The following is a 25,210-nucleotide window of genomic DNA, read 5'->3' as shown; positions in this document are numbered from 1 at the left end:
GCCATGACAGATGCACCTGCGTCATTGCCCACCCGTGAGCACCAGCGCGCAGCCTTTCTGGCGCGCGCAGGTTACGCGGGGGCGTCGTTGCTCGCGTTGCCGGCCGACGCGTCGAGCCGGCGATATTTTCGCCTGGAAGGGGTCGGTTTGTTGCTGATGGATTCGCCGCCCCACAGCGAGCCGATTGGCCCGTTTGTCCGGGTTGCCCGTCAATTGCACGGGCTCGGATTGTCGGCGCCGGCCTTGTTGCAAGTGGATGAAGAGGCGGGGCTGGCGTTGATCGAGGATTTCGGTCACGACACCTACACCCGGTTGCTGGCGGCCGGGTACCCGGAGCGCGAGTTGTATCGCCTGGCGGTTGATGCGTTGGTGGCCTTGCATGGCTCGGCGCCAGGCGCGGAGCTGGAGGCCTACGACGCCCGGCAATTGAGCGACGAGTGCGCGTTGTTCATCGACTGGTATGCGCCGTTGTTGATCGGCAAGGAGGCGGCGCAGGCTTTGCGCGAGTCGTATCTGCAGCAGTTTGCCGATGCCTTCGCCGATGTCGCGCAACGTCGCGAAGCGCTGGTACTGCGCGACTTTCACGTCGACAACCTGATGCTGCTGCAAGGCCGCGAAGGCGTCGCGGCCTGTGGCCTGCTGGACTTCCAGGATGCGCTGGTGGGCGCTGCGGCGTACGACTTGATGTCGCTGCTCGAAGACGCCCGCCGCGACATGTCCGAAGGACTGCGTGTGGCGTTGCTCAGCCATTACCTGGTGCAGCGCCCGGAACTCGACGCCCCGCGTTTTCTTGAAGATTACCGGCGACTGGCCGCCCAGCGTCACGCCAAGGTGCTGGGGATTTTCGTGCGCCTGGCCGGACGCGATGGCAAGCACGGCTACCTGGCTCACCTGCCGCGCACCCTCGGTCTGTTTGTTCGAGCGCTGAACGCCGAAGCCCTGGCGCCGCTGCGCGAGTGGCTCGACCGGCACTTGCCGGGCTGGCGCGAACCTTTGCCCGCCGCGACCCTGGCGGCACTGCGCGAAACCCCTTATCGATTGGTTCAAGGATCCTCCCATGGCCACGTTCAACACTGACACCGCCTCACGCTTCATCAACGCCGAATACCTGCCACTGACCAGCGCGCGGGTGCGCCAGGTGCTGGACCCGGCGACCCTGCAACCGGTCGGGCAGGTTGGCCTGTGCGACGAAACCGATGTTCAGGCGGCCATCGATGCCGCAACCGCCGCGCAAAAACACTGGCGCCTGGTCGATGCGAAAAGCCGCGCCGCACGCCTGCATCAACTGGCCAATGCGATTGAGCAGGACGTGGCCTGCAACCGTGAAGTCGCACGCTTGATGACCCTGGAAATGGGCAAGCCGTTTCCCGAGGCCATGGGTGAGCTGGCCAACTGCGCGCCGATCTTTCGCTATTACGCGGAAATGGCCCGGGACGATGCGGGCAAGGTCGCCGGCACCACGCAGATCGGTTCTTTCCAGCATGTGCGCTACGAGCCCTACGGTGTCAGCGTGCACATCATGCCGTTCAATTTTCCGATCCTGCTGATGTGCTGGACGGTCGCTGCCTCGCTGGCGGCGGGCAACGCCTGCATCGTCAAGCCGGCGGAAGCCACGACCTTGTGCACCCTCAAGTTCATGGAGCATTTCACCTCACTGCTGCCGGGGCTGATGTCTTGCGTGCCGGGCGATGCCGCCACCGCGCAGTTACTGGTGAAGTCAGCGCAGACCCACGCCGTGGCCTTTACCGGCAGCGTCGCCGCTGGCCAGGCTGTTGCAGTGGCGTGCGCGCAGCAGATGAAACCCTGTGTGATCGAGGCCGGGGGCAGCGACCCGTTGATCGTCTCCCGACACGCGCCGCTGGAGGTGGCCGCTGCGGGCGCCGTGACCGCCGCGTTCCATCTGAGCGGACAGATCTGCACCTCGGCGGAACGCTTCTACGTGGTCGATGAGATCCACGACGCGTTTGTCGCGAAGTTTGCCGAGCGTACCCGCGCCTTGCGCATCGGCCATGGCCTGGAGCGTACGGAAATCGGGCCGATGGTCAGCGAGGCGGCGCGCAACAAAGTCATGCGCCTGGTCGACGACGCCCTGGCCAAGGGCGCGACGCTGGTTTGTGGCGGGCGTATACCGCCACAGCACAGCGTCGGCTGGTTCTATGAACCGACCATTCTGACCGGCGTCACCGGTGACATGGCGATCCTTAAGGAGGAGTGTTTTGGCCCGGTGGCGGCGATCTGTCGTGTCAACGATTTCGACGAAGCCGTGCGCTTGGCCAACGACTCGCCGTTTGGCCTGGGTGCTTCGTTGTTCACCACCGACCTTGCCGAAGCGATGGAGGCCGCCGATCGCCTGGAGTCGGGGATGGTCTGGGTCAACAACCCGTTGATCGACAACGACGCGCTGCCGTTTGGTGGCTGGAAGATGTCCGGCCTGGGGCGCGAGTTGGGACGTCAGGGACTGGAAGCGTTCCGCCGCTCGAAAATGGTCATCATCGATCATCAGCCGAAGATCCAGGACTGGTGGTATCCGTATGCCGACGATGTGTTCTATCGCGATCCGGCGTGAGGCGTTGACGCATTGGGGGGATTTGTCATGACGGACAACGTTGGCTGGCCGACCCTGGCGGTGATTCTCGCCGCCGGGCAGGGCACTCGCATGCGGTCGTCGCTGCCGAAGGTCATGCACGCGGTGGGCGATCGACCGCTGCTCGGCCATGTGCTGGCGGCGGTCGAGGCCGCCGGCATCGAGCAGGTGGCAGTGGTACTCGGTGCGGGTGGGCCTGTCGTGGCCGACTACCTGCGACAGGCGGCACCGACCGCGCGGCTGTTTACTCAGCATGAACAGTTGGGTACCGCCCACGCACTGCTCGCCGCCCGTGGAGCCTTGCAGGCCCACGAGCAGGGCTGTGTGTTGGTGCTGTTCGGAGACTCACCGCTGATCAGTGCGCAGACGCTTTCGCGGTTGCGTCAGGCCTTGATCGATGGCGCGGCGGTGGCAGTCGCCGGGTTTTACACCGATCAGCCTGGACCCTACGGACGCTTGCTGGTGGAGGACGGCCATTTGCGGGCTATCCGCGAGGCCAAGGACGCCAGTGCAGAGGAGTTGCAAGTCAGCTTCTGCAACGGCGGGGTCATGGGCCTGCGCGCCGACAGCTGTCTCTGGCTGCTGGAACGCATCGGCAAGCAAAACGCCCAGGGCGAGTATTACCTGACCGATGTCGTGACCGTGGCCAACGGTGCCGGTTTGCCGGTGACGGCGGTGGAAGTGGAGGAGGACGATGTGCGCGGGGTCAATGACCGCGAACAACTGCTTGCCGCCGAACGGATTTACCGGCAGCGCCAGGCAAACCTGTAGGCGCGGGCGGCCCAGGCCTTCGTTGCAACTCCGTGCGGATGCCGGGCAGTCATTGCCGCGCGCTGGTGACCCCGAGGCCGGTGTTATCGATTATCCAGACCGCCCAATACGAGACGGTCTGGAACCGGCAAATCACCGGCGTCAGCAAAAACAGCGAAGCCTGAACTCAGGCCTTGACCCAGCGTTGGCGACTCCAGCTGCTCAGCGAATCGACGGCGAACACCAGCAACAGCATGGCCAGAATCACCGTGCTGGCCTGCGCTTCCTGGAACAGGCTGAGGCTGACATACAGCATCTGCCCCAGACCGCCCGCACCGACGAAACCCAGCACACTGGCCATGCGGATATTGTTCTCCCAGCGGTACAGGATGTAGGCCAGCAGTTGCGGCAGCAGGTTGGGCAGGGTGCCGTAACAGAACGCCCACAGCGCATTGCCGCCTTGCAGGCGAATCGCCTCGGCCGGTTGTGGCGGGGTGTTTTCCAGCGCTTCGGCGAACAGGCGACCGAGCACGCCGGTGGTGTGCAGCGCCAACGCCAGGGTCCCGGCGTTCGGGCCGAGCCCGGCGGCCAGCACCATCAGCGCCGCCCATACCAGCTCCGGCACCGCACGCAGGGCATTGAGCAGCAGGCGCGAAGCGCTTTTGAACGGCCAGCCGAAGCGCCCGGCGGCGGGCAATGCCAACAGCAGGCCGAACACCGCCGCGAGCAGGGTGCCCAAGGCTGACATGGCGATGGTTTCCAGGGCGCCACGGCCGATGGCTTGCAGATGACTTGCGCTCAGGTCCGGGCTGAGAAATCGCTGCGCGTAGGCGCCCATCTGTTTCAGATTGCCGCTGGCGCCCAATTCGCCGAGGTCGATGCCCAGGTAGCTGAATGAAGCGACGATGGCGGCGCCGATGCCCAGGAGCAGCGCCAGATTGATCAGGCGATTCATGCCAGCCTCCAGCGCAGCAGGCGACTGAGTTGATCGGCAAGCAGGACCAGCACGAGGAACGTCAGCAACAGGCTGGCGACTTCACCGCTGGCGAACATGCGCAGCGACAGATCCATCTGCTGGCCCAGGCCACCGGCGCCGACGAAACCCATCACCACCGAGGCGCGAATCGCGCATTCCCAGCGATACACCGTGTACGACAGCAACTCCGCCGCGACATTGGGCAAGATCCCGTAGGCAAACGCCGCGAGCCGGCCACTGCCCGCTTGCAGCAACGCGTGGGCCGGGCGCTGGTCGACCGACTCGAAAATCTCCGCGTAGACCTTGCCCAGCATGCCGCTGTAGGTGATGGCGATGGCCAGCACCCCGGCCGTGGGGCCAAGGCCGACGGCACGCACGAACAACAGGGCCCAGACGATTTCCGGCACGCTGCGCAGGAAGATCAATAAGCCGCGCACCGGCCAGCGCAGCAATTGAGCCCAGGGGCTCGGGCGTCCGGCACGGGACGCCGCCGACAGCGACAGCGCCCGACTGGCCAGCAGGCTGGCGGGGACGGCCAACAGCAAGGCCAGGGCCAAGCCCGCCGTGGCGATGGCCAGGGTCTGTAAGGTCGCTTGCACTAATAGCTCAAGGAATTCTTCGCCGTGGGCCGGAGGCCAGAAGGCGGAGACGAAACGGCCTATCTCGCTCTGACTGTCACCCGCCAGCAGCACGCTCAGGTCCAGCTCGCTGAAGTGGATGCCCGGCCACAACAGGGCAATCGCCAGCAGGCTGAGCAGCAGGCGCGGCCCGGCGGCGGGGTCGCGGTTGTCACGCGTCAGCATCGGGGTATCTGCACGCTCAAGGGCGGCGGAGCAACCGGGGAGACTTGCAGTTGCTCGTTGGCGTAGAGCTTGTCGAGCAGATCGCGGTCGACCTGGCTGGCCGGCAGGTCGAACAGGATCTGTCCGTCGCGCAAGCCGATGATCCGAGAAAAGTGCGCCAGCGCCAGTTCCACCGCATGCAGGCTGGCGACCAGGGTGACGTTGTGTTCGCGGGCATGACGGCAGAGGACCGACAGCGTGTGCTCGGCCAGCACCGGGTCCATGGCCGACACCGGCTCATCGGCGAGCAGCACCTCGGGCGCTTGATACAGCACGCGGGCGATGCCCACGCGCTGCAACTGACCACCGGACAATTGCTGGCATTGCGTGAACAATTTGTCGCTCAGGTCCAGCCGGGTCAACGCCGCGCGAGCGCCGGGAATGTCCAGCGGATGCACCAGGTTCAGCAGGCTTTTGCCCAGGCCCCACTGACCGATCTTCCCGGCCAGTACCGCCGTGACCACGCGCTGGCGGGGCGGCAGCGGGGGCGCTTGATGCACCAGGCCGATGCGCGCGCGCAGGCGCTGACGCTGCCGGGCGGACAGCTGCCAGGCCCGTTCGCCCAGCACTTGCAATTCGCCACTGCTGGGTCGCAGCGCGGTGGCCAGCAGGTTGAGCAGGCTCGACTTGCCGGCGCCGGACGGGCCGATGATCGCCACCTGTTCGTTGGCGCCGATGTGCAGGTCCAGGCCCCGCAAGGCATGGACGCCGTTGCTGTGGGTCAGGCTGACGCCACTCAAGTGCAATGTCATTTGAGCAGGTCGGCGGCGCGTGCGGCTTCCTCGATGCCCTTGTAGTTTTCGGGCTTGGTTTCGATGAAGCGGCTGGCGGCTTGCAGATCGAGAATCTCCTTGTCCGCCGGTTTCGTCGGGTCGAGGGCGAGGAAGGCGGCCTTGATCTTCGCTGCGAGGGCCGGGTCGAGGGTTCCGCGCACGGTCCAGTTGTAATCGAAGTAGGCCGGGGTGGTGGCAAACACCCTGACCTTGGTGGTGTCGACCTTGCCGGCCGCCACCAGTTTTTCCCAGACGCTGGCGTTCAACACCCCGGCATCGACCTTGCTGGCCTGGACCCAGGCCACCGTGGCGTCATGGGCACCGGAGTAGCCGACGCGGCTGAAATACGTTTCCGGCTTGATGCCATCCTTGAGCATGAAATAGCGCGGCATCAGGCTGCCCGAGGTCGAAGACACCGAACCAAAGGCAAAGCTCTTGCCCTTGAGATCGGCCAGGGATTTGACGGCCGGGTCGGCGGTGATAAATTTGCTGGTGAACTGGGCGTCCTGCTCACGCTGTACCAGTGGTATTGCGTTGCCGGTTTTCAGGCGCGCCTGCACGAACGTAAAGCCACCGAGCCAGGCCAGATCGATGCGGTCGGTGGCCAGCGCCTCGACCACCGCCGGATAGTCGCTGACCGGCACGAACTCGACCTTCATCCCCAGTTTTTGCTCCAGATAGGCACCCAAAGGCTTGAACTTGCGCAGCAGTTCGGTCGGGGCTTCGTCAGGAATGGCGCTGACTTTCAAGGTGTCGGCAGCGTGGGCCAGCAGGGTGCAGACAGACAGGGTCAAGCCGACGGCCAATGCCAGGGTACGCTTGAGCATGGAGGTTCTCCGGTGCATTAACGGAAGAGTGACGATGCGCCGTTGCCAGTGGATTGCTGCAGGGCGCTTTGTGAGGGTAGACGAAACCTTCAGGTGATCGCATTGAAGTTCGCAAAAAACGCAGAGCCAGCTCCTACTGGGGATCGTTGCCGGTCGCGGGTTTCGTGGTCATTGAAATCAGACTGTAGGAGCGAGCCCGCTCGCGATGGCCTCAAGGGCGCCGCGTTTATCCAGAAAGCACGCGTCATCGTTAACGCCCATCGTCGGAACGCCGCCCGGAGCCGGCTCGCTCCTACAGACGGCCGTGGAAGGCTGCGTCGAAAATTTCCGCCGCGCCGGCCCGGGTCATCGGCAGCGGGTTGCCGCCGGCCGATGGATCGACAACGGCCATGTCCGCGATCAGGTCGGCTTGTTTATCGTCCACCCCCAGCTCAAACAGGCTGTGCGGCACGCCGATGTCCTTGCGCAATTTGAGGACGAAGGCCAGAAAGCTGTCGAAGCCCGGGGAAGGCAAACGCAAATAAGCGGCCAGACGCGTGATGCGCTCTTCAATGGCCGGGCGATTGAATTTCAGCACGTAGGGCATCAGGGTGGCGTTGGTCATGCCGTGATGGGTGTCGTACAACGCACCAATCGGATGGGCGAGGGCGTGCATGCCTCCCAGGCCTTTCTGGAAGGCGGTGGCCCCCATCGCTGCGGCCGCGAGCATTTGCCCGCGCGCGTCGAGGTCCGAAGGGGTGTGCACGGCCCTCACCAGTGCGTTGGTCACCAGGCGCATGCCTTCGACCGCGATGCCATCGGCCATGGGGTGGAATCCCGGCGCACAGTACGCCTCCAGACAGTGCGCCAAGGCATCCATGCCGGTACCGGCGGTGACTTTGGCCGGCATGCCGACGGTCATGGCCGGGTCACTGATGACTACGCGGGGCATCATTTTCGGATGGAAGATGATCCGTTTGGTGTGGCTTGCTTCGTCGATGATCACCGCCGCACGGCCCACTTCAGAACCTGTACCCGCTGTGGTCGGCACCGCGATGATCGGGGCGATGCGGCTTTCATCGGCGCGGGTCCAGTAGTCGCCGATGTCTTCGAAATCCCAGACCGGGCGGGTCTGGCCGCTCATGAACGCAATGAGCTTGCCCATGTCCAGGCCGCTGCCACCGCCGAAGGCGATCACACCGTCGTGTTTGCCGGCGCGCCAGGCGTCGAGCCCGCCGGCCAGGTTGGCTTCGACCGGGTTGGGCTTGAGGTCGCAGAACAGCGCCACAGCGAGGCCGTCGGCGCGCAGGGCATCGAGGGTCGCCGTGGTGATCGGTGCTCGCGCCAGGCCACTGTCGGTCACCAGCAGCGGTCGCAGGATCCCCTGGCTGCGGCAAACCTCGGCCAGCTCGGCGATGCGGCCGACACCAAAGCGAATGCTCGTGGGGTAGTTCCAGTTTCCGGTCAGGCTCATGGCTCAGATCTCGTGGCGCAGATGGAAGGATTTGGCGCGGGTCAGGTGTTCGTAGCCCAGCCGCGACAGGGTCACGCCGCGCCCGCTGTTCTTCACGCCCGTCCAGGCCAGGGCCGGGTCCAGGTAATCGCAGCGATTCATGAACAGGGTGCCGGTGTCGATCTCGTTGCCCAGGCGTTCGGCGGCGGCGAGGTCCTGGGTCCAGATTGAGGCGCTGAGCCCGAACTCGCTGTCGTTCATCAAAGCGATCGCCTCGTCGTCGCCGGTCACCGGCATGATGCCGACCACCGGACCAAAGCTTTCATCGCGCATGACGGACATGTGATGGGTGACATCGACCAGCACCTGCGGCGCGAGGTAAGCGCTGCCCGGTACGTCGGCGGCAAAAGCCAGTGGATCGATCAGCCTCCTGGCGCCCTGGGCCAGGGCCTCGGCGATTTGGGCACGCACGAAGACCGCCGCGCCGGGCGTCACCAGCGGACCGAGGGTGGTGGCCGGGTCCAGTGGATTGCCGAGCACGTACTGGCGGGTCAGTTCGACGAAGCGCTCGACAAAGGCCGGGTAGATTGTTTGATCGACATAGATGCGCTCCACGGCGCAGCAGCTTTGCCCGGAGTTGAAGAAGCTGCCGTCCACCAGGTTTTCTGCCGCCTGTTCGAGATCGGCGTCTGCCCGCACGTAGGCAGGGTCCTTGCCGCCAAGTTCCAGGCCCATGCCGAGGAAGCGTCCCGTGGCCGCGCTTTCCATGGCCCGGCCGGCTTCAACCGATCCGGTGAAATTAACCTGCTGCACCTGCCCGCTGGCAATGATCGCGGTGGTCTGGCCATGATCGAGCAACAGGTTCTGGAACAGCCCTGGCGGCAAGTGGGCGCGACCCATGGCGGCGGCAAACCGTTCGCCCACCAGCAGGGTTTGCGAAGCGTGTTTGAGGATGACGGCGTTGCCGGCCATCAACGCCGGGATAATCGTGTTGACGGCGGTGAGGTAGGGGTAATTCCAGGGCGCGATCACCAGTACCGTGCCCAGTGGTTCACGTTTGATCAACCGGCGAAAACCGGCGATGGGCGCGGGTTCAACCGCTGCCAGGGCCTCTGGTGCAATGGCGATCATGTAACGCGCGCGCTCTTCGAAACCCCGCAGCTCACCCGCGCCGAAGCGCACTGGCCGGCCCATTTGCCAGGCCAGCTCCGGGACGATCTCGTCTCTCATGGCCAGCATCGCGTCCACCGCCGCGCTGCAAAAAGCCGCGCGTTCGCTCAGTGGCCGGCGTTTCCATTGCGCCTGGGCGACGCTGGCATCCGCCAGGGCCTGTTCGATCTGTGCCGCATCGGCATACTGGCGCTCGGCGTAAACCCGGCCATCGACCGGTGAGATCAGTTGAATCGTCGAAGGCATGTCGGTCTCAATAGCGCTCGAAGCCGCGCTGCAATTCCCAATCGGTAACCCGCCGGTCGTACTCTTTCTGTTCCCATTCGGCGGTGTGCACGTAGTGATCGATCACTTCATCACCGAAGGCTTCGCGCAACATGCTTGAGCCCTGGAGGGCGGCACTGGCCTCGCGCAAGGTTTTGGAGACTTCGGGCAGTTGCTCGTCGAGATAGGCATCACCCTCGAAGGGTGGGGCGAGGTCGAGCTTCTCGTCGATCCCCGCCAGCCCGGCCGCGATCAACGCGGCGAAGGCCAGGTAGGGGTTGAGGTCGGCGCCGCCAATGCGGCATTCGATGCGGATGGATTTGCTGCCCTCGGCGCACAGGCGAAAGCCTGCGGTGCGGTTGTCGCGGCTCCACACCGCGCGGGTCGGTGCGAAGGTGCCGGCCTGAAAGCGCTTGTAGGAGTTGATGTAGGGCGCGAGAAAGCAGGTGATGTCGTTGGCGTATTTGAGCTGCCCGGCCACCCAGGCACGCATCAGTTTCGACATGCCGAACTCGGCCTTGGCATCGTAGAAAAGAGGTTTCCTGGCGTTCTTGTCCCACAGCGAATTGTGGATGTGGCTACTGGAGCCAGCGGCGTCATAGCGCCACTTGGCCATGAACGTGATCGCCTTGCCTTGCAGTTGCGCGATCTCCTTGCAGGCATGCTTGATGATGACGTGATGGTCGGCCATGGTCATGGCATCGGCGTATCGGATGTTGATTTCTTCCTGGCCCGGTCCCCATTCGCCCTTGGAGTTTTCCACGGGAATGCCGGACGCCTGCAGGTGCTTGCGAATCGCCCGCAGCACCGGCTCTTCGCGGGTGGTCTGCAGGATGTTGTAGTCCTCGATGTAGTGACCGGCGGTTTTCGGCTTGTGGTAGTTGCGCTTGTGGATGGCTTCGTAGCTTTCGTCGAACAGGTAGAACTCCAGCTCCGAGGCGAACATCCCGGTGTAGCCGCGCTCACGCAGGCGCTCGACCTGCTTTTTCAGGATCGCCCGGGGGCTGTGCGGCAGGTCCCGTCGATGGTGATGGTCGAGCACATCGCAGAGCACCAGCGCCGTGCATTCAAGCCAGGGCACCCGACGCAGGGTGCTCATGTCGGGCTTTAGCACGAAGTCGCCGTAGCCTTTGCTCCAGCTGGCGGCGGCATAACCGGGCACCGGCTCCATGTCGATGTCGTCGGCGAGCAGGTAATTGCAGCAGTGGGTTTCTTCATGGCCGCTGTCGATGAAAAACTCGACCTGGAAACGCTTGCCGACCAGTCGACCCTGCATGTCGACCATGCACACCAGGACGGTGTCGATTTCGCCGGAAGCGGCAGCACGCTTGAGTTCGTCAAAACTGAGGAGAGGCTCGGTCATCACGGCAAGTCCTGCGCAAATGGTGTTGGGCCTGTCTGAATCAGCTGTTGCAGACGCTCTCCAGAAAAACCCAAAACCTGCAGATGCGAGCATCGTGAGCAATAAGCTGCACTAAGCTTAGCCTACTGTTGCTTTTCGCAAGTTTCGCTGATCGAAGCCTTTATGAGTCTGCTGAACACTGCCGGGAACGGACCCATCGGTGCAGGCCGGCACGGGCTCGCGAGGAGAAAAGAGATGGCAAAGAAGAAAGAGCACAACACCTACCGACACCTCAAGCAGCAATACCCGCAGTACCTGGACGCCGTGGAGGCATTGGGCGCGGCCGTGCGTGAGGCGGGGCCGCTGGAGGAAAAAGTGGTCCAGTTGGTCCAGCTTGGCGCGGCGGCGGCCATCCATTCCGAAGGCGCTGTCCACAGTCATGCCCGGCGGGCCGCGCAAGCGGGGGCAACGCCGGAGGAAATCCGCCATGCACTGATCGCATTGACCAGCACGATCGGTTTCCCTACTGTCGTGGCCGCCCTCAGTTGGGCTCAAGATGTCTTGGGGGAGGAGGCACCCTAGTCTCAACTGCCTGGCATCGCGTTTTACCAACACATTCAAGGCATGGTCGTAACGTAACGGAGTGGGTCGGGCATTGATCGAACGACGGCAATTCAGCGGAGGCATGAAGGGGAAAAACCTTCGTTATCTCAATGAGCACACAGGCGACCAGCGAACGGTTCGAACAGGATTCCTGCTGCTCGAACATTTCTCGCTGCCGGCGTTTACCCAGGCGCTGGACACCTTCGTCACGGCGAATCTTCTACGCCCGGAGGCGTTTTCTTCGCGAACCTTTGGCCTGAACGAAGGCGAGGTCGTCAGCGATCTGGGACTGGTGATTCGCCCCGATGCCAGACTCGACTGTTCGGAGATCAAGGTGCTGGATCTGCTGGTCATTTGCGGTGGCTATCGAACGGAACTCAAGGCCAGTGAGGGTTTTATCAACCTGCTGAGAACCGCAGCAGAGCAGGGTGTCAGTCTGGCCGGGTTGTGGAATGGTGCGTGGTTCCTCGGCAAGGCCGGTTTGCTCGACGGTTACCGCTGCGCCATTCACCCCGAACATCGTCCGGCGCTCGCGGAGTTCTGCAAGGCCACGCAAGTCAGCAGCGAGCCCTACATCATCGATCGTGACCGGCTCACGGCGTCCAGCCCTTCCGGGGCATTCCACATGGCGCTGGACTGGATCAAGGGTCTGCACGACAAAGCGCTGGTCGAGGGTATCGAGGACATCCTGGCTTTCGAAGAGTCTCGCTACCGGCGTATCAAGCCCACTGAAAATATCTGCGTGAGTGCGCCCTTGCGCGAGGTGGTGAAGTTGATGGACGCCAACCTCGAGGAGCCTCTTGAGCTGGAGCAACTGGCGGTCTATGCAGGCCGTTCCCGTCGACAACTGGAACGCTTGTTCCGGGAGCAGTTGGGCACGACGCCGCAACGCTACTACATGGAGCTGCGGATCACTGAAGCGCGACGACTGCTCCAGCACACCGAGCTGTCCCAGGTCGATGTGCTGGTGGCCTGTGGCTTTGTTTCACCCAGTCATTTCAGCAAGTGCTACAGCGCGTACTTCGGTTACCGGCCATCGAAGGAAAAGCGACTCGTCAAATGACCCACATTGATGGTCAGGGCGACCGTCCAGAATTGCCCTGTGCCGATTTCGTCATCCCCTGTGCCCAAACCCATCAAGCCAGCTCGCCTTGAACAGACCACCCTGAACGGTCTGTTCAAGGAGATGACCATGATCCAACTGAGCCTGATCGAAGCCCGTGAGTTGGCCGAATCGATCCTGTTGCACAACGGTTTTAATCTGGCCCATGCGCAAGCCGTGGCGGCGACGGTGATCGCCGGCGAGCGAGATGGCTGCGCCTCCCATGGTTTGTACCGGATTCTGGGGTGTGTGAATTCCCTGCGGGCCGGCAAGGTGTCGGCCACGGCCGAGCCGCAGGTGATCGACCAGGCACCGTCGATTGTGCGGGTGGATGCGGGGGGTGGATTCTCGCAGTTGGCGTTCAAGGCGGGGTTGCCGTTGCTGGCACAGAAAACCCGAGCCAATGGTATTGCCGCACTGGCGATCAACCGCTGCGTGCATTTTTCCGCGCTGTGGGTGGAGATCGAGCAACTGACCGCAGAGGGGCTGGTCGCGCTGGCGTGCAACCCGAGCCATGCCTGGGTAGCGCCGGCCGGGGGACGTCTGCCGGTGTTCGGCACCAATCCCATTGCCTTCGGCTGGCCTCGGGCGGGACAGGACCCTTTCGTGTTCGACTTTGCCACCAGCGCCATCGCCCGGGGCGACATCGAACTGCACCGCCGCGCCGGCAAAGCGATCCCCGAAGGCTGGGGCGTGGACGCGCAGGGACAGCCGACGACCGATGCCAACGTGGTGCTCGACAGCGGTGCGATGCTGACGTTTGGCGGGCACAAGGGCTCGGCGCTGGCGGCCATGGTCGAGCTGATCGCCGGGCCGTTGATCGGCGACCTGACCAGCGCTGAATCGCTGGCTTACGACGCCGGCAGCAAGTCTTCGCCGTACCATGGCGAACTCATCATCGCACTGGATCCCCGACGCTTCTTGGGCGACTCGGCGCCGGTACATCTGGCCAGGGCCGAATCGTTGTTTCAGGGCATTGAAGGACAGGACGCACGTTTGCCGTCGCAGCGCCGTTATGCGGCACGGGCGCGCAGCCTGGCGGAAGGGGTGCAGATTCCCGAAGCGCTGTACAACGACCTCAAGGCACTGCTGGCCTGATTGCTGACCTGCAGAAGTCGCCCACAACATTCCGGGGCGGCAGATCAACCTGTAGGAGCCAGCCTGCTGGCGAAGGACTCAAGGGTGCCGCGTTTATTCAGGCAGTACGCGTTTTCGGTAGCGACCTTCGCTGCGATGCGGCGCCCCGACAAGCCAGCTCCTACAGGTTTTTTGGGGTTTTTCAGATTGGGTCGCGGTGGCTGGTGCCGTCGACCAGTCGGGCGATGCCCAGTGGATTGGCGTTTTTCAGGGCGTCGGGTAACAGTGCTTCCGGGCAGTTCTGGTAGCACACCGGGCGCAGGAAACGCTCGATGGCCAGGCTGCCGACCGAGGTGCCACGGGCATCGGAGGTGGCCGGGTAGGGACCGCCATGCACCATCGCGTCACAGACTTCGACGCCAGTGGGGTAGCCGTTGAACAACACCCGGCCAACCTTTTGTTCCAGCAGCCCCAGCAATTGCCCATGCTCCTGCAGATCCTCTGCCTCGCCTATCAGGGTCGCGGTGAGTTGCCCGTGCAAACAGTTCAGGGCCTGTTGCAGCTGAGCCTCGTCGGCCACTTCGACCAGAAGGGTGGTCGGGCCGAACACTTCTTCCTGCAGCAGCGGATCACCCCGCAGCAACAGGCTGACATCGGCCCTGAACAGTTGCGGTCGCGCCTGATTGCCCTGTTGGTCATGACCGGCCAGGTGCGTCACCCCTGAATGGTTGAGCAAGGCCTGCACACCTTTCTCATAGCTGCCGAGGGTGCCGGCGTTGAGCATGGTTTGCGCGGGCTGCCCGGCCATCAGGGTCGCGAGCTGAGCGCTGAATGCGCTGAAGTGCGGGGAACGGATACCAATCACCAACCCCGGATTGGTACAGAACTGACCGCAGCCCTGGACCACCGAAGCGACCAGTTCGCCGGCAATGGTTTCGCCGCGCAGGCGCAGGGCTTCGGGCAATACCACCACCGGGTTGATGCTGCTCATTTCAGCGAACACCGGAATCGGTTGTGGCCGCGCCGCCGCCATGTCGCATAACGCACGGCCGCCTTTGAGCGAACCGGTGAAGCCGACTGCCTGGATCGCCGGATGCTTGACCAGCGCTTCGCCAACGCCGGCCCCGTAGATCATGTTGAACACGCCTTTGGGCATACCGGTCTGCTCGGCGGCGCGGATGATCGCATCGGCGACGATGTCGGCGGTCGCCATGTGGCCGCTGTGGGCCTTGAACACCACCGGGCACCCGGCGGCCAGGGCGGCTGCGGTATCGCCGCCGGCCGTGGAGAAGGCCAGCGGGAAATTGCTCGCGCCGAACACCGCGACCGGGCCGACGCCGATCCGGTACTGGCGCAGGTCGACCCGTGGCAACGGTTGACGGTCGGGCAGGGCGCGATCAATGCGCGCCCCGTAGAAATCGCCGCGACGCAGGACCTGGGCGAACAGGCGCATCTGGCCACTGGTGCGTGCGCGCTCACCCTGAATGCGTGCGCTCGGCAACGCGGTTTCGCGAGCGACCAGGGTGATGAAACGTTCATCCAGTGCATCCAGTTGCGCGGCAATGGCGTCGAGGAAATCCGCCCGGCGCGCTGCCGGCAGGTTGCGAAAGGCCGGGTAAGCGAACGCGGCGGCCTGGGCGGCGGCGTCCACTTCCTCCGCCGTGGCTTGCATGAACGAGTAGGGCAGCGCTTCGCCTGTGTTGGCGTCACGGCTGTGCAAGGCGATGCTGCCAGCGGCACTGCGCGCACCGCCGATGTAGTTGTGGCCGAGGATCCCGGACATTGAGTACTCCTGTCGCAAATGAGGAATGGAACCCTTGTAGGAGCGAGCTTGCTCGCGATGGACGTCAACGATTACGCGTGCTTTCTGAATTAACGCGTTGTCCCTATGTTCTTCGCGAGCGGGCTCGCTCCTACAGGTAAAAAGCTCAAGCCAGCGAATCAGCACGACGCGGGGTTGCCGAGGCCGGGTCCAGCGCCGCAATGCGCGCCGCCGACTCGGCATCCACCGAGCGCAGCGACTTGCCACGGGTCTCGCGGGTCAGGCCGACGGCGACAATGGAGATCAGTGCGGCGCCAACCAGGTACCAGGCGATCGGTGTCGAGTTGTGGTACTTGTTGAGCAGGGTGATGGCGATCAGCGGGGCCAGGGAGCCGGCGAAGATCGGCGCCACCTGGTAGCACAGCGACAACGCGGTGTAGCGCACGTGCGTCGGGAACATCTCTGCCATCAGCGCCGAGTAGGGTGCGTAGGTCATCGACTCGATGGCCAGGCCCAGGGTGATGGCCGCCATGATCAGCCAGTTGTTGCCCGTGTCCATCATCGGGAAACCGACGAAGCCCCAGAAAGCGGTGAGCACCGCACCGACCAGGTACACCGGTTTGCGCCCGACCAGGTCCGACAGGTAGCCCATCAGCGGAATCAGGAAGAAGTGCAACAGGTGAGCGCCGAACATCAGCAACAGGATTTCCGAGGTGTCCTTGTGCACCACCAGTTTCAGGTAGGTGATCGAGAACGTGACCACGGTGTAGTAGAGGATGTTTTCGGCGAACCGCGCGCCGATGCCCACCAGCACCGAACGCCAGTGGTGGCGCAGCACTTCCACCACCCCCAGTTGTTGCTGGCGGGTCTGTGCCTGGCGGGCCTGGGCTTCCTTGAAGATCGGGGCGTCATCGACGCTGGTGCGAATCCAGTAGCCGATCAGCACCACCACCGCCGAGAACCAGAATGCCACGCGCCAGCCCCAGGCGAGGAATTGCTGCTCCGACAGGTTCGATGACAACAGCAGCAGGGCGACCGTGGCCACCAGGTTGCCGGCGGGTACACCGGCTTGCGGCCAACTGGCCCAGAACCCACGGCGGTTATCCGGGCAGTGTTCCGACACCAGCAGAATCGCACCGCCCCATTCACCGCCAAAGGCGAAGCCCTGGATCAGGCGCAGCAGCACCAGCAACACCGGCGCGGCATAGCCGATCTGTTCGAAACCGGGCAGGCAGCCCATCAGGAACGTGGTGATGCCGACCACCACCAGGCTCAGTTGCAGCAGGCGCTTGCGGCCGAACTTGTCACCGTAGTGACCGAACACCAGGCCACCCAGCGGGCGGGCGAGAAAGCCCACGGCATAGAGGGCGAAGGCGGCAATGATGCCGTCGATGGGGCTGTCGGTCTGGCGGAAGAACAACTGGCCGAACACCAGTGCCGAAGCCGTCCCGTAGAGAAAGAATTCATACCACTCGGCGACAGTGCCGGCCATGGCCGCGGCCACGACGCGCTTGAGTCCCGAGGGTGTGGTTGCGCTTTGAATGTGTTGAGCGTTGGACATGATGACGTTCCCTGTAGAGGCGCAAAAAACAGGCAGCCGGGCCGGACCCGCAGAGGGCCCGCCCGGCAATCACTCAGAGACCGACGTCCGGCAGTTGCGGACGGTTGGCCAGGGCCTTGGCCATGATCTGCTCGACGAACACCCGATCGGCTTCCGGCAGGGCCAGGCGTGGCGGACGGGTCAGGGCGCTGCCGCGACCGGCGATGGCTTCACACAGCTTGATGCACTGCACCAGGTCGGCACGGGCATCCAGGTGCAAGATCGGCATCAGCCATTCGTAGATCGGCATGGCTTCGGCAAAACGCCCGGCCTTGGCCAGGCGGAAGATGGTTTCGCCTTCTTTGGGGAACACGTTGGACATGCCCGACACCCAGCCCTCGGCACCGACGGCGATGCTTTCCAGCACCACGTCATCGAGACCGGCGAACAGCACGAAACGGTCACCGACTTCATTGCGCACGTCGATGAAACGACGGGTATCGCCAGACGAATCCTTGAAGCACACCACGTTGTCGCAGTCGGCCAGGGAAATCAGGATGTCCGGGGTGACGTCGTTTTTGTAGATCGGCGGGTTGTTGTAGACCATCAATGGCACGTCGGCGTTTTTCGCCACGTAGCGGTAGTGCTCGGCGGTCTCGAACGGCTTGGAGCCGTAGACCAGCGCCGGCATCAGCATCACACCGTCGACGCCGACCTTGCGCACCGCGTTGGCGACCTTGGCCGCTTGCACGCTGGTGAATTCGGCGACGCCGCAGATCACCGGTACACGGCCGCGAGAAGCGTCCACGGCCACTTCAGTCACGGCGATTTTTTCTTCGGCGGTCAGCGAGGTGTTTTCACCGACCGAACCGCAGACCACCAGGCCCGACACGCCATCACGGATGACGTTGGAAATCACCTGGTGGGTTTTATCCAGGTTGATGGTGAAGTCATCGTTGAATTGAGTGGTCACTGCGGGGAAGACGCCACTCCAGTTGATTCGCTTGCTCATTGTTGCCTCCGGTTCGTTAAAGTATTTCGTATACGATATTTAAAGTGAAAGCATTCGGCTAGTGCTTTTTTCATTCAATTGATGGTTTTTTCAGCCGTTGGTCTGGTGAAGACCCCTGTGGCGAGGGAGCAAGGTCCCTCGCCACAAAGGCTTTGCATTGATATCACGCACCGGGCCAGGTATCCGAAAGGCGATAGCCCTGTGGCCAAGGATCGCTTGGATCGAGCAACAGTTGGTGGGTGCCGGTGATCCAGGCTCGCCCGGAAATGCACGGATAAATGGCAGCACGGCCGGCCACTTCGGTCAGCGAATCAATGCGGCAGTGGAACTCGGAACCGATGATCGAACGCCCGATAAAGCGTTCGCCCACCTGCATCAAGCCCTTGGCCTGCAACACCGCCATGCGTGCCGAGCAACCGGTGCCGGTGGGCGAGCGGTCGATTTTGCCCGGTTGAATGACCACCGCATTGGCACCGGTGGCGATGCCATTTTCATGGACGATGGGCGCGGCGATCTGGCAGAACGAGATGTGCGACCAATCGGGGTTAAGCGGATGAACGAAGCCCAATTGTTCGTTGGCTGCCCGGGTGATTTTCAGCCCGACCGCTACCAGGTCGGCGGCCTCGTCCGGGCGGATGGAAAAGCCCAGGCCCTTGGCATCGGCGATCACGAAACTGTCGCCACCGTAAGCCGTATCGACCTGTAGCGAACCGATACCCTCGACTTCGATCCAGGCATCCAGGCGATCGGCGAAGGAAGGCACGTTCTTGATTTCCACCCGTTCGACCTTGCCGTCACGGCAGTCGGCCACGGCCTCGATCAATCCACCGGGGGCTTCCAGCACCAGACGGGTTTGCGGTTCGGTCATCGGCAGGATGCCGCTGTCGAGCAACACCGTGGCCACGCACAACGAATTTGAACCGGACATCGGCGGCGTGTCGGCCGGCTCCATGATGATCCAGGCCATCTGCGCCCGCGGGTCCTTGGCCGGCACCAGCAGGTTGACGTGACGAAATACCCCGCCGCGCGGTTCGTTGAGCACGAAATTGCGCAGGGTTTCATCCCTGGCGATCCAGCGCGACTGCTCCCACACGGTGGCGCCAGGGGGCGGGGCGACGCCGCCGACAATCACATCGCCGACCTCGCCTTCGGCGTGGCAGCTGACGACATGGATGACTTTTGATGAACGCATGCTTTGCTCCTTGTTGTGCCTGTGTGGACCTGCCGTGATCGCTGTACACCGCGAACCCTGTAGGAGCCAGCCTGCTGGCGATGCTCTCAAGGGCGCCGCGTTTATCCAGACCACCCGGGTCATCGACCATCGCTGCGATGCGGCGACCCGACAGTCCAGCTCCTACAGGGGGGGTGAGGGCCACCGGTTACTTCACTGATTTGAGAAACGCCGCAGTCTCCGCATGCACCGGATTGCCAATGACCTGGTCGGGCGAGCCGATCTCGTGCACCAGGCCATTGCGAAAGAACGCCACGCGGTCGGACACGTCGCGGGCAAAGCGGATCTCGTGGGTCACCAGGACCATGGTCATGCCGTCTTCGGCGAGCATGCGCATGGTGTCCAGCACCTCGCCCACCAATTGCGGGTCGAGGGCCGAGGTGGCTTCGTCGAACAGCATGTAGTCCGGCGACATCGCCAGGGCACGGGCGATGGCCATGCGTTGCTGCTGACCGCCGGACAGCTTGCCGGGGAAGGTCTTGAGCTTGTCGCCCAGTCCCACATGGGTCAGTTGCTTGACTGCCAGTTCTTCAGCTTCGGCCTTGCTTTTGCCCAGTACCTTGCGCGGCGCCAGCATGACGTTTTCCAGCACGGTCAAATGCGGGAAGGCGTTCCATTGCTGGAACACGATGCCGATCTTCTGCCGCAGGCGGTTGAGGTCGGTGGCGCTGTGATGGACCTCGACACCGTCGACGCGGATGTTGCCTTTCTGGATCGGTTCCAGGCCGTTGATGCACATCAGCAGGGTCGATTTGCCGGAGCCGGAGCCGCCGATGATCGACACCACCTCGCCCTTGTTCACCGTGAGGTTCACGCCCTTGACCACTTCGAGGTTGCCGAAGGATTTATGTACGTTGTCGATCTCAATCATTTTCTTGCCACCTTCTTTCCAGACGAGCGCCGAGGCGGGCGACCACCAGGCTCATGACGTAGTAGATAAGGCCCGCGATGCACAGCACCAGCAGCGGTTCCTGGATGCGGGTCACGATGGTTTGCGAAGCGCGCAGCAGTTCGACGATGCCGATCCACATCACCAGCGCGGTGTCTTTCATGACCCCGAGCACCAGGTTCAGCCAGCCGGGGAAGGCCACCCGCGTGGCCATCGGCAGGACGATCCAGCGCAGGTCCTGGAGAAAACTCAGGCCCAGGGAGCGGCTGGCCCGGCGCACCGTGAACGGCACGGCCAACACGCCGCCGCGCACGATTTCGGTGAAGTACGCCGCCGTGTAGACCCCCAGCACGATGCAGCCGACGCTGAAGGCGCTGATGTTCAGGCCGACGATGCTTTTGAGTGAGTTGAACAGCACGAACTGGATCAGCAACGGCACGCTGCGAAACACATCCAGCACCCAGGCCAGCGGCAGGCTGGCCCGTGGCAATAGCGCCCGCAGCAGGCCGAACAGCAGGCCCGCCAGGGAGCCGAGGATGATCGACCAGAACGTCAGCTGCAGGGTGACCCAGGCCCCGTTGAGCAGGAACAGCAGGTCATTCGAGGAAAAATCGGTGGCAAACATGGACAGCTCCTCAGTAACGGAACAACCGCCAGGCCATCAGCCGGGCTGTCGCGACGATCGCCTTGGCAATCGCGTAATACAGCACCGCCGCGATGGCGAAGTACTCGAAGGTGCGGAAGGTTTTGACGTTGTATTCCTGGGTCACGCCGGTCAGGTCATTGTTCAGCCCGACGATCACCCCCAGCGACGTCATCAGCACCGCCCAGACCATCTGATTGGTCAGCGGGTAGAAGACGATGCGCAGCAGCTGCGGAACGATGATCATGCGGTAGGTCTGGAAGGCGCTCATGCCCAGGGACCGTGCGGCACGCACCTGGGTGTGGGGCACGGCCTTGAGCCCGCCGCGAAAGTTTTCCGCCAGGTAGCCTGCGTTGTTGAAAGTGATCCCGGCCAGCAACGCGAGCCAGGAACTGACATGCAAGCCCAGCGACCCGAGGCCGAAGTACAGGACGTAGATCTGAAACAGCGATGGGGTGTTGCGGGCGATCGACACCCAGCCATTGCCGATGCCGCGCAACAGCGGATGCCTGGCTTCGCGCATGACCGTCAGGACCAGGGCGATCAGCACGCCGAAGATCATCGACAGGGCGGCGGTCTCGAAGGTGACCACGGCGCCGGCGAGCATATCGGGCAGGGCGCGCAAGGCCGAGCGCCATTGGAAGGTGTAATCAAACATGCGCGGGGCTCTCCAGTTGGGCCGCAGGTTGCAGCCAGGCCGGCAGTCGCCCGCTGGCCGTGGCACTGCACGCGGCATCGACGCATTCGGCCAGGCTGGCGAAATGCACCTTGCGCCCCACCAGGCCCGGGGCGTAATGGGCGTACTTGCCGGAGTTGGTCATCAGGGTGGTCGCGGTCGGCGGAATCACCGGCTCGCCGAGCATGCACCAGCAGGTGTCGGTGACCAGGGTGGCGCCGAAGGCCTCGATCACCGCGATATGCCCGGCCTCGCGCGCCTGTTCCAGTACCGCGCGCCCGCAGGTGATGGCGAGCACCACGTCCGGGTGCTTGTGCCGACCCCGGCACAGCCGCGCCAGGTGAGCGAACTCGCCAAGGGAAAAATGCGGGTTGCCCAGCGACACCACATCCACCCGCGGGTCACGGGCGCTGTTGAGCGCGCGCCAACTGATCATCAGGTCCTGCAGGCGGATTTTTTCCACGGGAATGCGCGTGCCGGCTTCCAGTACCTGTGCCGGGTCGATGGCCTCCGGGGTGACCCCGGCGATATGAAACAGCGGCGCCGCCGAGGTGGTGGCGAAAGCCGCACCGAAGGCTTTCAGATCGTCCAGGCCCGGCTTGCGCTTTTCCAGGCCCAGCACCAGCGGCACGCGGCTGCCGGCCAATGCGCCGATGTGATAACCGAGCAGCGGGTAAAAGGCATCGTCCAGATCATCAAGGGCGGGCAACTCGATCTGCAACCGCGCCTTGCGTTGCGCGTCCAGATGGCAGCCGATCAACGGGGCGCGGCCGGTCAGAGCGATGCAGATGTCGAGGTAGTCCGGATACTTCAGGGTACGCGCGCCCAGCACGCTGTTGGCGTAGACCACCGCATTGGATTCGGCCCAGACAATCTGCTCGCCCGCCTTGGGCGCGCTGTCGAGCAAGTACGGCGCGCAGGTGTAGCTGAGCTGTGCGCCCATCGCCATGTAGGCATCGCCCAGGGCACTGGCGGGTTCGCCGAGGGCCGGGTCGACGCCCAGCTCGCGCCAACGGCGCTGGTCCACGGAGATCGAATTGAGGGTGGTGGGCACCCGGACTTTCGCCCCCCATTGCACCAGTTGCCGGGCAAAGCGCAGGCTCGCCGGTCCCGTGTAGATGCAGCCATCGATGTGCGCCTGGGTGACATCCACCAGGCGGCGCGCACCTTGCAATTGGGCCATGCGCAGGACGATCTGCATGGCCACCTGGGCGGCTTTGCCCAACTCGCCGTCGAGCAGGGCCTGATCATGTTCGGTGAGTTCGATGGCGGTGCGTGTTGCGTCTTTCTGCAGCAGGCTGTCGATGGCCTGCCAGGCATCGCCCGGCGGCTGATCGAACACGCTGACCGCGGTGTTTTCGACCCGGGCGAAGGCCCCGCCGCGCAAGGCGGCAAAGGCCTCCTGGCCGATGCACAGCACCGGCAAGGAACGCTCGAAAATGGTCTGAGCCACCAGCACGCCCAGGGTCAGGATCTCGTCGGGTTCGGCCAGCACCAGTGCTGCCGGTGCATGGCCGTTGCTGATCAGCTCCATCAACACACTGCTGCCGGTGCACGAGCCACGGCCGCTGGGAATCGCCAGCACACAACCGGCCAGGTATTCGCCGCTGAGGGGATGGTGGCGATCGATGACCTCGCCAGTGGCGCAATCCACTCCGCCCCAGAAACTCAGGCCGACATCGGCGAACAACAGGGCGCCTTGAGCAGCGCCCGCGACCAGGCTGCGACCGGTCAGAAAAGTGGACCTGGGCATACCGGGCACCTTAGTAGTAGACCTGTGGCACGGTCAGGTTGGTCGGCGCGATATCGGTGCCGACCCATTTGACGAACAGCTCCTTGTATCGACCGGTGCGCACTTGCTGGTTGACGAACAGGTTGAGGTAGTTGAGCAGGCCATACTCGTTGCGCTTGGCGCCGAGGGACACGTAGTCGATGACGTAGGGGGCGTTCCCGGCGACTTTGAGGTTTTTGTATTTACCCGACTTGAGCGTGGCAGCGGCGACGGTGTTGGTGACCACGGTCGCGTCGATGTGGCCCTGGGCGACGGCCAGCAAGGTGTCGTTCTGCGACTGGTAAGCACGGAAACTGCCGGTGCCCCAGTTCTTCACGTCTTTCTCCAGGGCGATGGCCTCATAGGTGCCGCTGGTATTGCCCACCGCTTTGCCCTTGAGGTCGTCAAAGCCATTGATGCCGGTATCGTCGCGGGTCAGCACCACCATTTGGAACGCGAAGTACGGCACGGTGAGGCCGACGGTCTTGGCGCGTTCGAGGGTGTCGGAGGTGGAGGCAACGATCACATCGGCGCGCCCCGAGACCAGCGCCGGGATGCGGTCAGGGAACGGTGTCTCGACCACTTCAGCCTCGACCCCCAGAATCTTCGCCAGGTCATGGCAGTAGTCCACGTCGAAGCCGGCCGGGTTGTTGCCCGCATCGCGGAAGCCCATGGGCGGGAAGTCCAGGGTGACGGCACAGCGCAGCTTGCCCGAGCCGATGATGTCATCGAGCTTGTCGGCCTGTGCGGTGGCGATAAAGGAGGTACTGAGAACAGCGCTGAGGGCTACGGCAAATGCGGGGTTTTTCATAGAGGCCTCGTTGGGTTAAGTGCTGTTGAATATCGTATTGGGGATTTCGTATACGATATTAACAATAGCAATCAATGTGCCTGTTTCCAGTTTTAGTCGTGAAATTGTTTTTGGGCCTTGGGTTAGAGGCGTTTCAGGGGCGTTGCGACTGGAAGGGTTGCGCCGTTGCCGCGCTGGGCGGTGTTACATATGGGAGCATCGGTTGCGCTGACGCCCCGTTAAGAAACATGGGAGTACATATCCGTTTCTGCGGTAACGGCTGCTGGCGGTTTCGCCCTTACGGCGAGTCACTTGGAAAAGCCCCAACGCGACCAAAACCAGCCCAAACACCCCTAACCCCGATCCCCCCGATACTGACTCGGCGACAAACGGGTCAGCGCCCGAAACTGCCGGCTGAACGCACTGTGGTCGGTATACCCGCAACGCAAGGCAATTTCGGTGATCGGCAGGTCGGTGTGCAGCAACAACCGCGATCCCTCTTCCAGGCGCGCCTTGTGAATCATCTGCCGTGGCGTGAGCTGGAACACCCGCTTGCAATGACGCTCCAGCTGCGCCACGGAATAGCCGGCGATGGCGGTCAATTCGGCGAGGCTGATGGGCTGGGCGAAGTGATTGCGGATGTGCAAATCCACCGCCGCCAGTTTCTGATAAGCCGGATGATTGGACTGCGGCGATTGCAGGTCGCGGGAGATACCGGCCAGGCCGACGATGTGCCCCTGCGCATCGTACAGCGCGAGTTTGTGGGTCAGGCACCAGATCGGCTGGTTGCCGAAGTACAGGTGCAGTTCCAGTTGATCGGCCAGTACCCGGCCGCTGGAGAGCACGCGTCGGTCCTGTTCGGTGTACAGCGGACCGAAGTGCTCCGGGAAGACCATGTCGGCGGTGCGTCCCAGCAGATCCTCGCTGTTCTTGAAACCGCAGCGCCGGGCCAGGGTCTGGTTGACGAAGGCGTAACGGGCCTCGCGATCCTTGATGAAAAACACCACATCGGACAGGGTGTCGAGTAGCGGCGCGATCGGCTGGAGACTGTTCAGCAGCGTTGGTAAATCGCAGGGCTTGAAGGTGGTGAGCGAGGGGTACATGGCGTTGGGGGCCTGATGGCGACCCCCGGGATCATAGTGGCTCGGCCGCGT

The 25,210-nt window shown here is 63.5% G+C and carries 23 protein-coding genes and 1 pseudogene; 7 read left to right on the top strand and 17 right to left on the bottom strand.

What is annotated here, in order from left to right:
* Positions 1-3: 3 nt before the first annotated feature.
* The 4 genes and pseudogenes from BLV61_RS03790 to BLV61_RS31510 all read left to right on the top strand — a co-directional run.
* Positions 4-1,077, top strand: a complete 1,074-nt coding sequence (locus BLV61_RS03790; protein ID WP_090462615.1) for an aminoglycoside phosphotransferase family protein — start codon at positions 4-6, stop codon at positions 1,075-1,077.
* On the top strand, positions 1,058-2,566 hold the full coding sequence (locus BLV61_RS03785) for an aldehyde dehydrogenase family protein (protein ID WP_047530214.1): 1,509 nt from the start codon (positions 1,058-1,060) through the stop codon (positions 2,564-2,566). The genes BLV61_RS03790 and BLV61_RS03785 overlap by 20 nt, the downstream gene beginning before the upstream one ends.
* 27 nt (positions 2,567-2,593) lie before the next feature.
* Positions 2,594-3,355 carry an NTP transferase domain-containing protein gene (locus tag BLV61_RS03780; protein WP_090462612.1) on the top strand — a complete coding sequence of 254 codons (762 nt, stop codon included), beginning with the start codon at positions 2,594-2,596 and terminating at the stop codon, positions 3,353-3,355.
* A 2-nt stretch (positions 3,356-3,357) separates the two neighbouring features.
* Positions 3,358-3,519 (top strand): annotated as a pseudogene (locus BLV61_RS31510) (RES domain-containing protein); the annotation flags it as partial.
* A 2-nt stretch (positions 3,520-3,521) separates the two neighbouring features.
* Here the strand turns inward: BLV61_RS31510 and phnE are convergent.
* From phnE to BLV61_RS03745, 7 genes are all read right to left on the bottom strand, one after another.
* Positions 3,522-4,289, bottom strand: a complete 768-nt coding sequence (gene phnE, locus BLV61_RS03775; RefSeq protein WP_090462608.1) for a phosphonate ABC transporter, permease protein PhnE — start codon at positions 4,287-4,289, stop codon at positions 3,522-3,524.
* A complete protein-coding gene (locus tag BLV61_RS03770) occupies positions 4,286-5,113 on the bottom strand; it encodes a PhnE/PtxC family ABC transporter permease (RefSeq protein ID WP_047530212.1) in 828 nt (275 codons plus the stop codon). The genes phnE and BLV61_RS03770 overlap by 4 nt, the downstream gene beginning before the upstream one ends.
* Positions 5,107-5,904 carry a phosphonate ABC transporter ATP-binding protein gene (locus BLV61_RS03765; protein ID WP_047530211.1) on the bottom strand — a complete coding sequence of 266 codons (798 nt, stop codon included), beginning with the start codon at positions 5,902-5,904 and terminating at the stop codon, positions 5,107-5,109. Before BLV61_RS03765 ends, BLV61_RS03770 begins: the two co-directional genes overlap by 7 nt.
* Complete coding sequence (locus BLV61_RS03760; protein ID WP_090462605.1) at positions 5,901-6,752, bottom strand: putative selenate ABC transporter substrate-binding protein; 852 nt, start codon at positions 6,750-6,752, stop codon at positions 5,901-5,903. The genes BLV61_RS03765 and BLV61_RS03760 overlap by 4 nt, the downstream gene beginning before the upstream one ends.
* A gap of 292 nt (positions 6,753-7,044) precedes the next feature.
* On the bottom strand, positions 7,045-8,205 hold the full coding sequence (locus tag BLV61_RS03755; protein ID WP_090462601.1) for an iron-containing alcohol dehydrogenase: 1,161 nt from the start codon (positions 8,203-8,205) through the stop codon (positions 7,045-7,047).
* Between the two features lie 3 nt (positions 8,206-8,208).
* Complete coding sequence (locus BLV61_RS03750) at positions 8,209-9,600, bottom strand: aldehyde dehydrogenase family protein (RefSeq protein WP_090462598.1); 1,392 nt, start codon at positions 9,598-9,600, stop codon at positions 8,209-8,211.
* Positions 9,601-9,607: 7 nt separating this feature from the next.
* Positions 9,608-10,981, bottom strand: coding sequence for a glutamine synthetase family protein (locus tag BLV61_RS03745; protein ID WP_047530205.1), 1,374 nt, complete (start codon positions 10,979-10,981; stop codon positions 9,608-9,610).
* 234 nt (positions 10,982-11,215) lie between these two features.
* Between BLV61_RS03745 and BLV61_RS03740 the strand changes: the two genes are divergently transcribed.
* The 3 genes from BLV61_RS03740 to BLV61_RS03730 all read left to right on the top strand — a co-directional run bounded on the left by BLV61_RS03740 (position 11,216) and on the right by BLV61_RS03730 (position 13,763).
* The gene (locus BLV61_RS03740) at positions 11,216-11,542 is read left to right on the top strand and encodes a carboxymuconolactone decarboxylase family protein (protein ID WP_047538810.1); all 327 of its coding nucleotides are present in this window, start codon (positions 11,216-11,218) and stop codon (positions 11,540-11,542) included.
* Positions 11,543-11,645: 103 nt separating this feature from the next.
* Positions 11,646-12,626 carry a GlxA family transcriptional regulator gene (locus BLV61_RS03735; RefSeq protein WP_090469737.1) on the top strand — a complete coding sequence of 327 codons (981 nt, stop codon included), beginning with the start codon at positions 11,646-11,648 and terminating at the stop codon, positions 12,624-12,626.
* A gap of 129 nt (positions 12,627-12,755) precedes the next feature.
* Positions 12,756-13,763 (top strand): Ldh family oxidoreductase, encoded by a 1,008-nt coding sequence (locus tag BLV61_RS03730; RefSeq protein ID WP_090469734.1) that lies wholly within the window; start codon positions 12,756-12,758, stop codon positions 13,761-13,763.
* 181 nt (positions 13,764-13,944) lie between these two features.
* On the opposite strand, the gene BLV61_RS03725 is transcribed toward BLV61_RS03730, so the two are convergent.
* The 10 genes from BLV61_RS03725 to BLV61_RS03680 form a co-directional block, all read right to left on the bottom strand.
* The gene (locus BLV61_RS03725; RefSeq protein WP_090462595.1) at positions 13,945-15,525 is read right to left on the bottom strand and encodes an aldehyde dehydrogenase (NADP(+)); all 1,581 of its coding nucleotides are present in this window, start codon (positions 15,523-15,525) and stop codon (positions 13,945-13,947) included.
* Between the two features lie 145 nt (positions 15,526-15,670).
* On the bottom strand, positions 15,671-17,065 hold the full coding sequence (gene abaF / locus BLV61_RS03720) for a fosfomycin efflux MFS transporter AbaF (protein ID WP_090462592.1): 1,395 nt from the start codon (positions 17,063-17,065) through the stop codon (positions 15,671-15,673).
* Between the two features lie 73 nt (positions 17,066-17,138).
* Positions 17,139-18,056: a dihydrodipicolinate synthase family protein gene (locus BLV61_RS03715; protein ID WP_034150208.1), complete on the bottom strand. Its 918-nt coding sequence runs from the start codon at positions 18,054-18,056 to the stop codon at positions 17,139-17,141.
* 163 nt (positions 18,057-18,219) lie between these two features.
* Entirely contained in the window at positions 18,220-19,248 is a 1,029-nt protein-coding gene (locus BLV61_RS03710; protein WP_090462589.1) for a trans-3-hydroxy-L-proline dehydratase, read from the bottom strand.
* Between the two features lie 187 nt (positions 19,249-19,435).
* Positions 19,436-20,158 carry an amino acid ABC transporter ATP-binding protein gene (locus BLV61_RS03705; protein ID WP_047530195.1) on the bottom strand — a complete coding sequence of 241 codons (723 nt, stop codon included), beginning with the start codon at positions 20,156-20,158 and terminating at the stop codon, positions 19,436-19,438.
* Positions 20,151-20,801: an amino acid ABC transporter permease gene (locus BLV61_RS03700; protein WP_047530192.1), complete on the bottom strand. Its 651-nt coding sequence runs from the start codon at positions 20,799-20,801 to the stop codon at positions 20,151-20,153. The genes BLV61_RS03705 and BLV61_RS03700 overlap by 8 nt, the downstream gene beginning before the upstream one ends.
* 10 nt (positions 20,802-20,811) lie before the next feature.
* Positions 20,812-21,477 (bottom strand): amino acid ABC transporter permease, encoded by a 666-nt coding sequence (locus tag BLV61_RS03695; RefSeq protein ID WP_090462586.1) that lies wholly within the window; start codon positions 21,475-21,477, stop codon positions 20,812-20,814.
* Positions 21,470-23,248, bottom strand: coding sequence for a cis-3-hydroxy-L-proline dehydratase (lhpI, locus tag BLV61_RS03690; RefSeq protein ID WP_090462583.1), 1,779 nt, complete (start codon positions 23,246-23,248; stop codon positions 21,470-21,472). The genes BLV61_RS03695 and lhpI overlap by 8 nt, the downstream gene beginning before the upstream one ends.
* Positions 23,249-23,258: 10 nt before the next feature.
* The gene (locus BLV61_RS03685) at positions 23,259-24,077 is read right to left on the bottom strand and encodes an ABC transporter substrate-binding protein (RefSeq protein ID WP_047530186.1); all 819 of its coding nucleotides are present in this window, start codon (positions 24,075-24,077) and stop codon (positions 23,259-23,261) included.
* 332 nt (positions 24,078-24,409) lie between these two features.
* Positions 24,410-25,159, bottom strand: a complete 750-nt coding sequence (locus tag BLV61_RS03680; protein WP_090462580.1) for a helix-turn-helix domain-containing protein — start codon at positions 25,157-25,159, stop codon at positions 24,410-24,412.
* Between the last annotated feature and the right edge of the window lie 51 nt (positions 25,160-25,210).

The organism is Pseudomonas mohnii (assembly GCF_900105115.1).
Taxonomy (GTDB): Bacteria; Pseudomonadota; Gammaproteobacteria; order Pseudomonadales; family Pseudomonadaceae; genus Aquipseudomonas; species Aquipseudomonas mohnii.
Note: the sequence above shows the minus strand (reverse complement) of the source record. Positions and strands in the feature narration are given on the sequence as shown.

What these genes read in the sequence shown, in the direction of transcription:
- BLV61_RS03790 (WP_090462615.1), top strand. Translation starts at nt 4, where the DNA reads ATGACAGATGCACCTGCGTCATTGCCCACCCGTGAGCACCAGCGCGCA.
- BLV61_RS03785 (WP_047530214.1), top strand. Translation starts at nt 1,058, where the DNA reads ATGGCCACGTTCAACACTGACACCGCCTCACGCTTCATCAACGCCGAA.
- BLV61_RS03780 (WP_090462612.1), top strand. Translation starts at nt 2,594, where the DNA reads ATGACGGACAACGTTGGCTGGCCGACCCTGGCGGTGATTCTCGCCGCC.
- phnE (WP_090462608.1), bottom strand. Translation starts at nt 4,289, where the DNA reads ATGAATCGCCTGATCAATCTGGCGCTGCTCCTGGGCATCGGCGCCGCC.
- BLV61_RS03770 (WP_047530212.1), bottom strand. Translation starts at nt 5,113, where the DNA reads ATGCTGACGCGTGACAACCGCGACCCCGCCGCCGGGCCGCGCCTGCTG.
- BLV61_RS03765 (WP_047530211.1), bottom strand. Translation starts at nt 5,904, where the DNA reads ATGACATTGCACTTGAGTGGCGTCAGCCTGACCCACAGCAACGGCGTC.
- BLV61_RS03760 (WP_090462605.1), bottom strand. Translation starts at nt 6,752, where the DNA reads ATGCTCAAGCGTACCCTGGCATTGGCCGTCGGCTTGACCCTGTCTGTC.
- BLV61_RS03755 (WP_090462601.1), bottom strand. Translation starts at nt 8,205, where the DNA reads ATGAGCCTGACCGGAAACTGGAACTACCCCACGAGCATTCGCTTTGGT.
- BLV61_RS03750 (WP_090462598.1), bottom strand. Translation starts at nt 9,600, where the DNA reads ATGCCTTCGACGATTCAACTGATCTCACCGGTCGATGGCCGGGTTTAC.
- BLV61_RS03745 (WP_047530205.1), bottom strand. Translation starts at nt 10,981, where the DNA reads ATGACCGAGCCTCTCCTCAGTTTTGACGAACTCAAGCGTGCTGCCGCT.
- BLV61_RS03740 (WP_047538810.1), top strand. Translation starts at nt 11,216, where the DNA reads ATGGCAAAGAAGAAAGAGCACAACACCTACCGACACCTCAAGCAGCAA.
- BLV61_RS03735 (WP_090469737.1), top strand. Translation starts at nt 11,646, where the DNA reads ATGAAGGGGAAAAACCTTCGTTATCTCAATGAGCACACAGGCGACCAG.
- BLV61_RS03730 (WP_090469734.1), top strand. Translation starts at nt 12,756, where the DNA reads ATGATCCAACTGAGCCTGATCGAAGCCCGTGAGTTGGCCGAATCGATC.
- BLV61_RS03725 (WP_090462595.1), bottom strand. Translation starts at nt 15,525, where the DNA reads ATGTCCGGGATCCTCGGCCACAACTACATCGGCGGTGCGCGCAGTGCC.
- abaF (WP_090462592.1), bottom strand. Translation starts at nt 17,065, where the DNA reads ATGTCCAACGCTCAACACATTCAAAGCGCAACCACACCCTCGGGACTC.
- BLV61_RS03715 (WP_034150208.1), bottom strand. Translation starts at nt 18,056, where the DNA reads ATGAGCAAGCGAATCAACTGGAGTGGCGTCTTCCCCGCAGTGACCACT.
- BLV61_RS03710 (WP_090462589.1), bottom strand. Translation starts at nt 19,248, where the DNA reads ATGCGTTCATCAAAAGTCATCCATGTCGTCAGCTGCCACGCCGAAGGC.
- BLV61_RS03705 (WP_047530195.1), bottom strand. Translation starts at nt 20,158, where the DNA reads ATGATTGAGATCGACAACGTACATAAATCCTTCGGCAACCTCGAAGTG.
- BLV61_RS03700 (WP_047530192.1), bottom strand. Translation starts at nt 20,801, where the DNA reads ATGTTTGCCACCGATTTTTCCTCGAATGACCTGCTGTTCCTGCTCAAC.
- BLV61_RS03695 (WP_090462586.1), bottom strand. Translation starts at nt 21,477, where the DNA reads ATGTTTGATTACACCTTCCAATGGCGCTCGGCCTTGCGCGCCCTGCCC.
- lhpI (WP_090462583.1), bottom strand. Translation starts at nt 23,248, where the DNA reads ATGCCCAGGTCCACTTTTCTGACCGGTCGCAGCCTGGTCGCGGGCGCT.
- BLV61_RS03685 (WP_047530186.1), bottom strand. Translation starts at nt 24,077, where the DNA reads ATGAAAAACCCCGCATTTGCCGTAGCCCTCAGCGCTGTTCTCAGTACC.
- BLV61_RS03680 (WP_090462580.1), bottom strand. Translation starts at nt 25,159, where the DNA reads ATGTACCCCTCGCTCACCACCTTCAAGCCCTGCGATTTACCAACGCTG.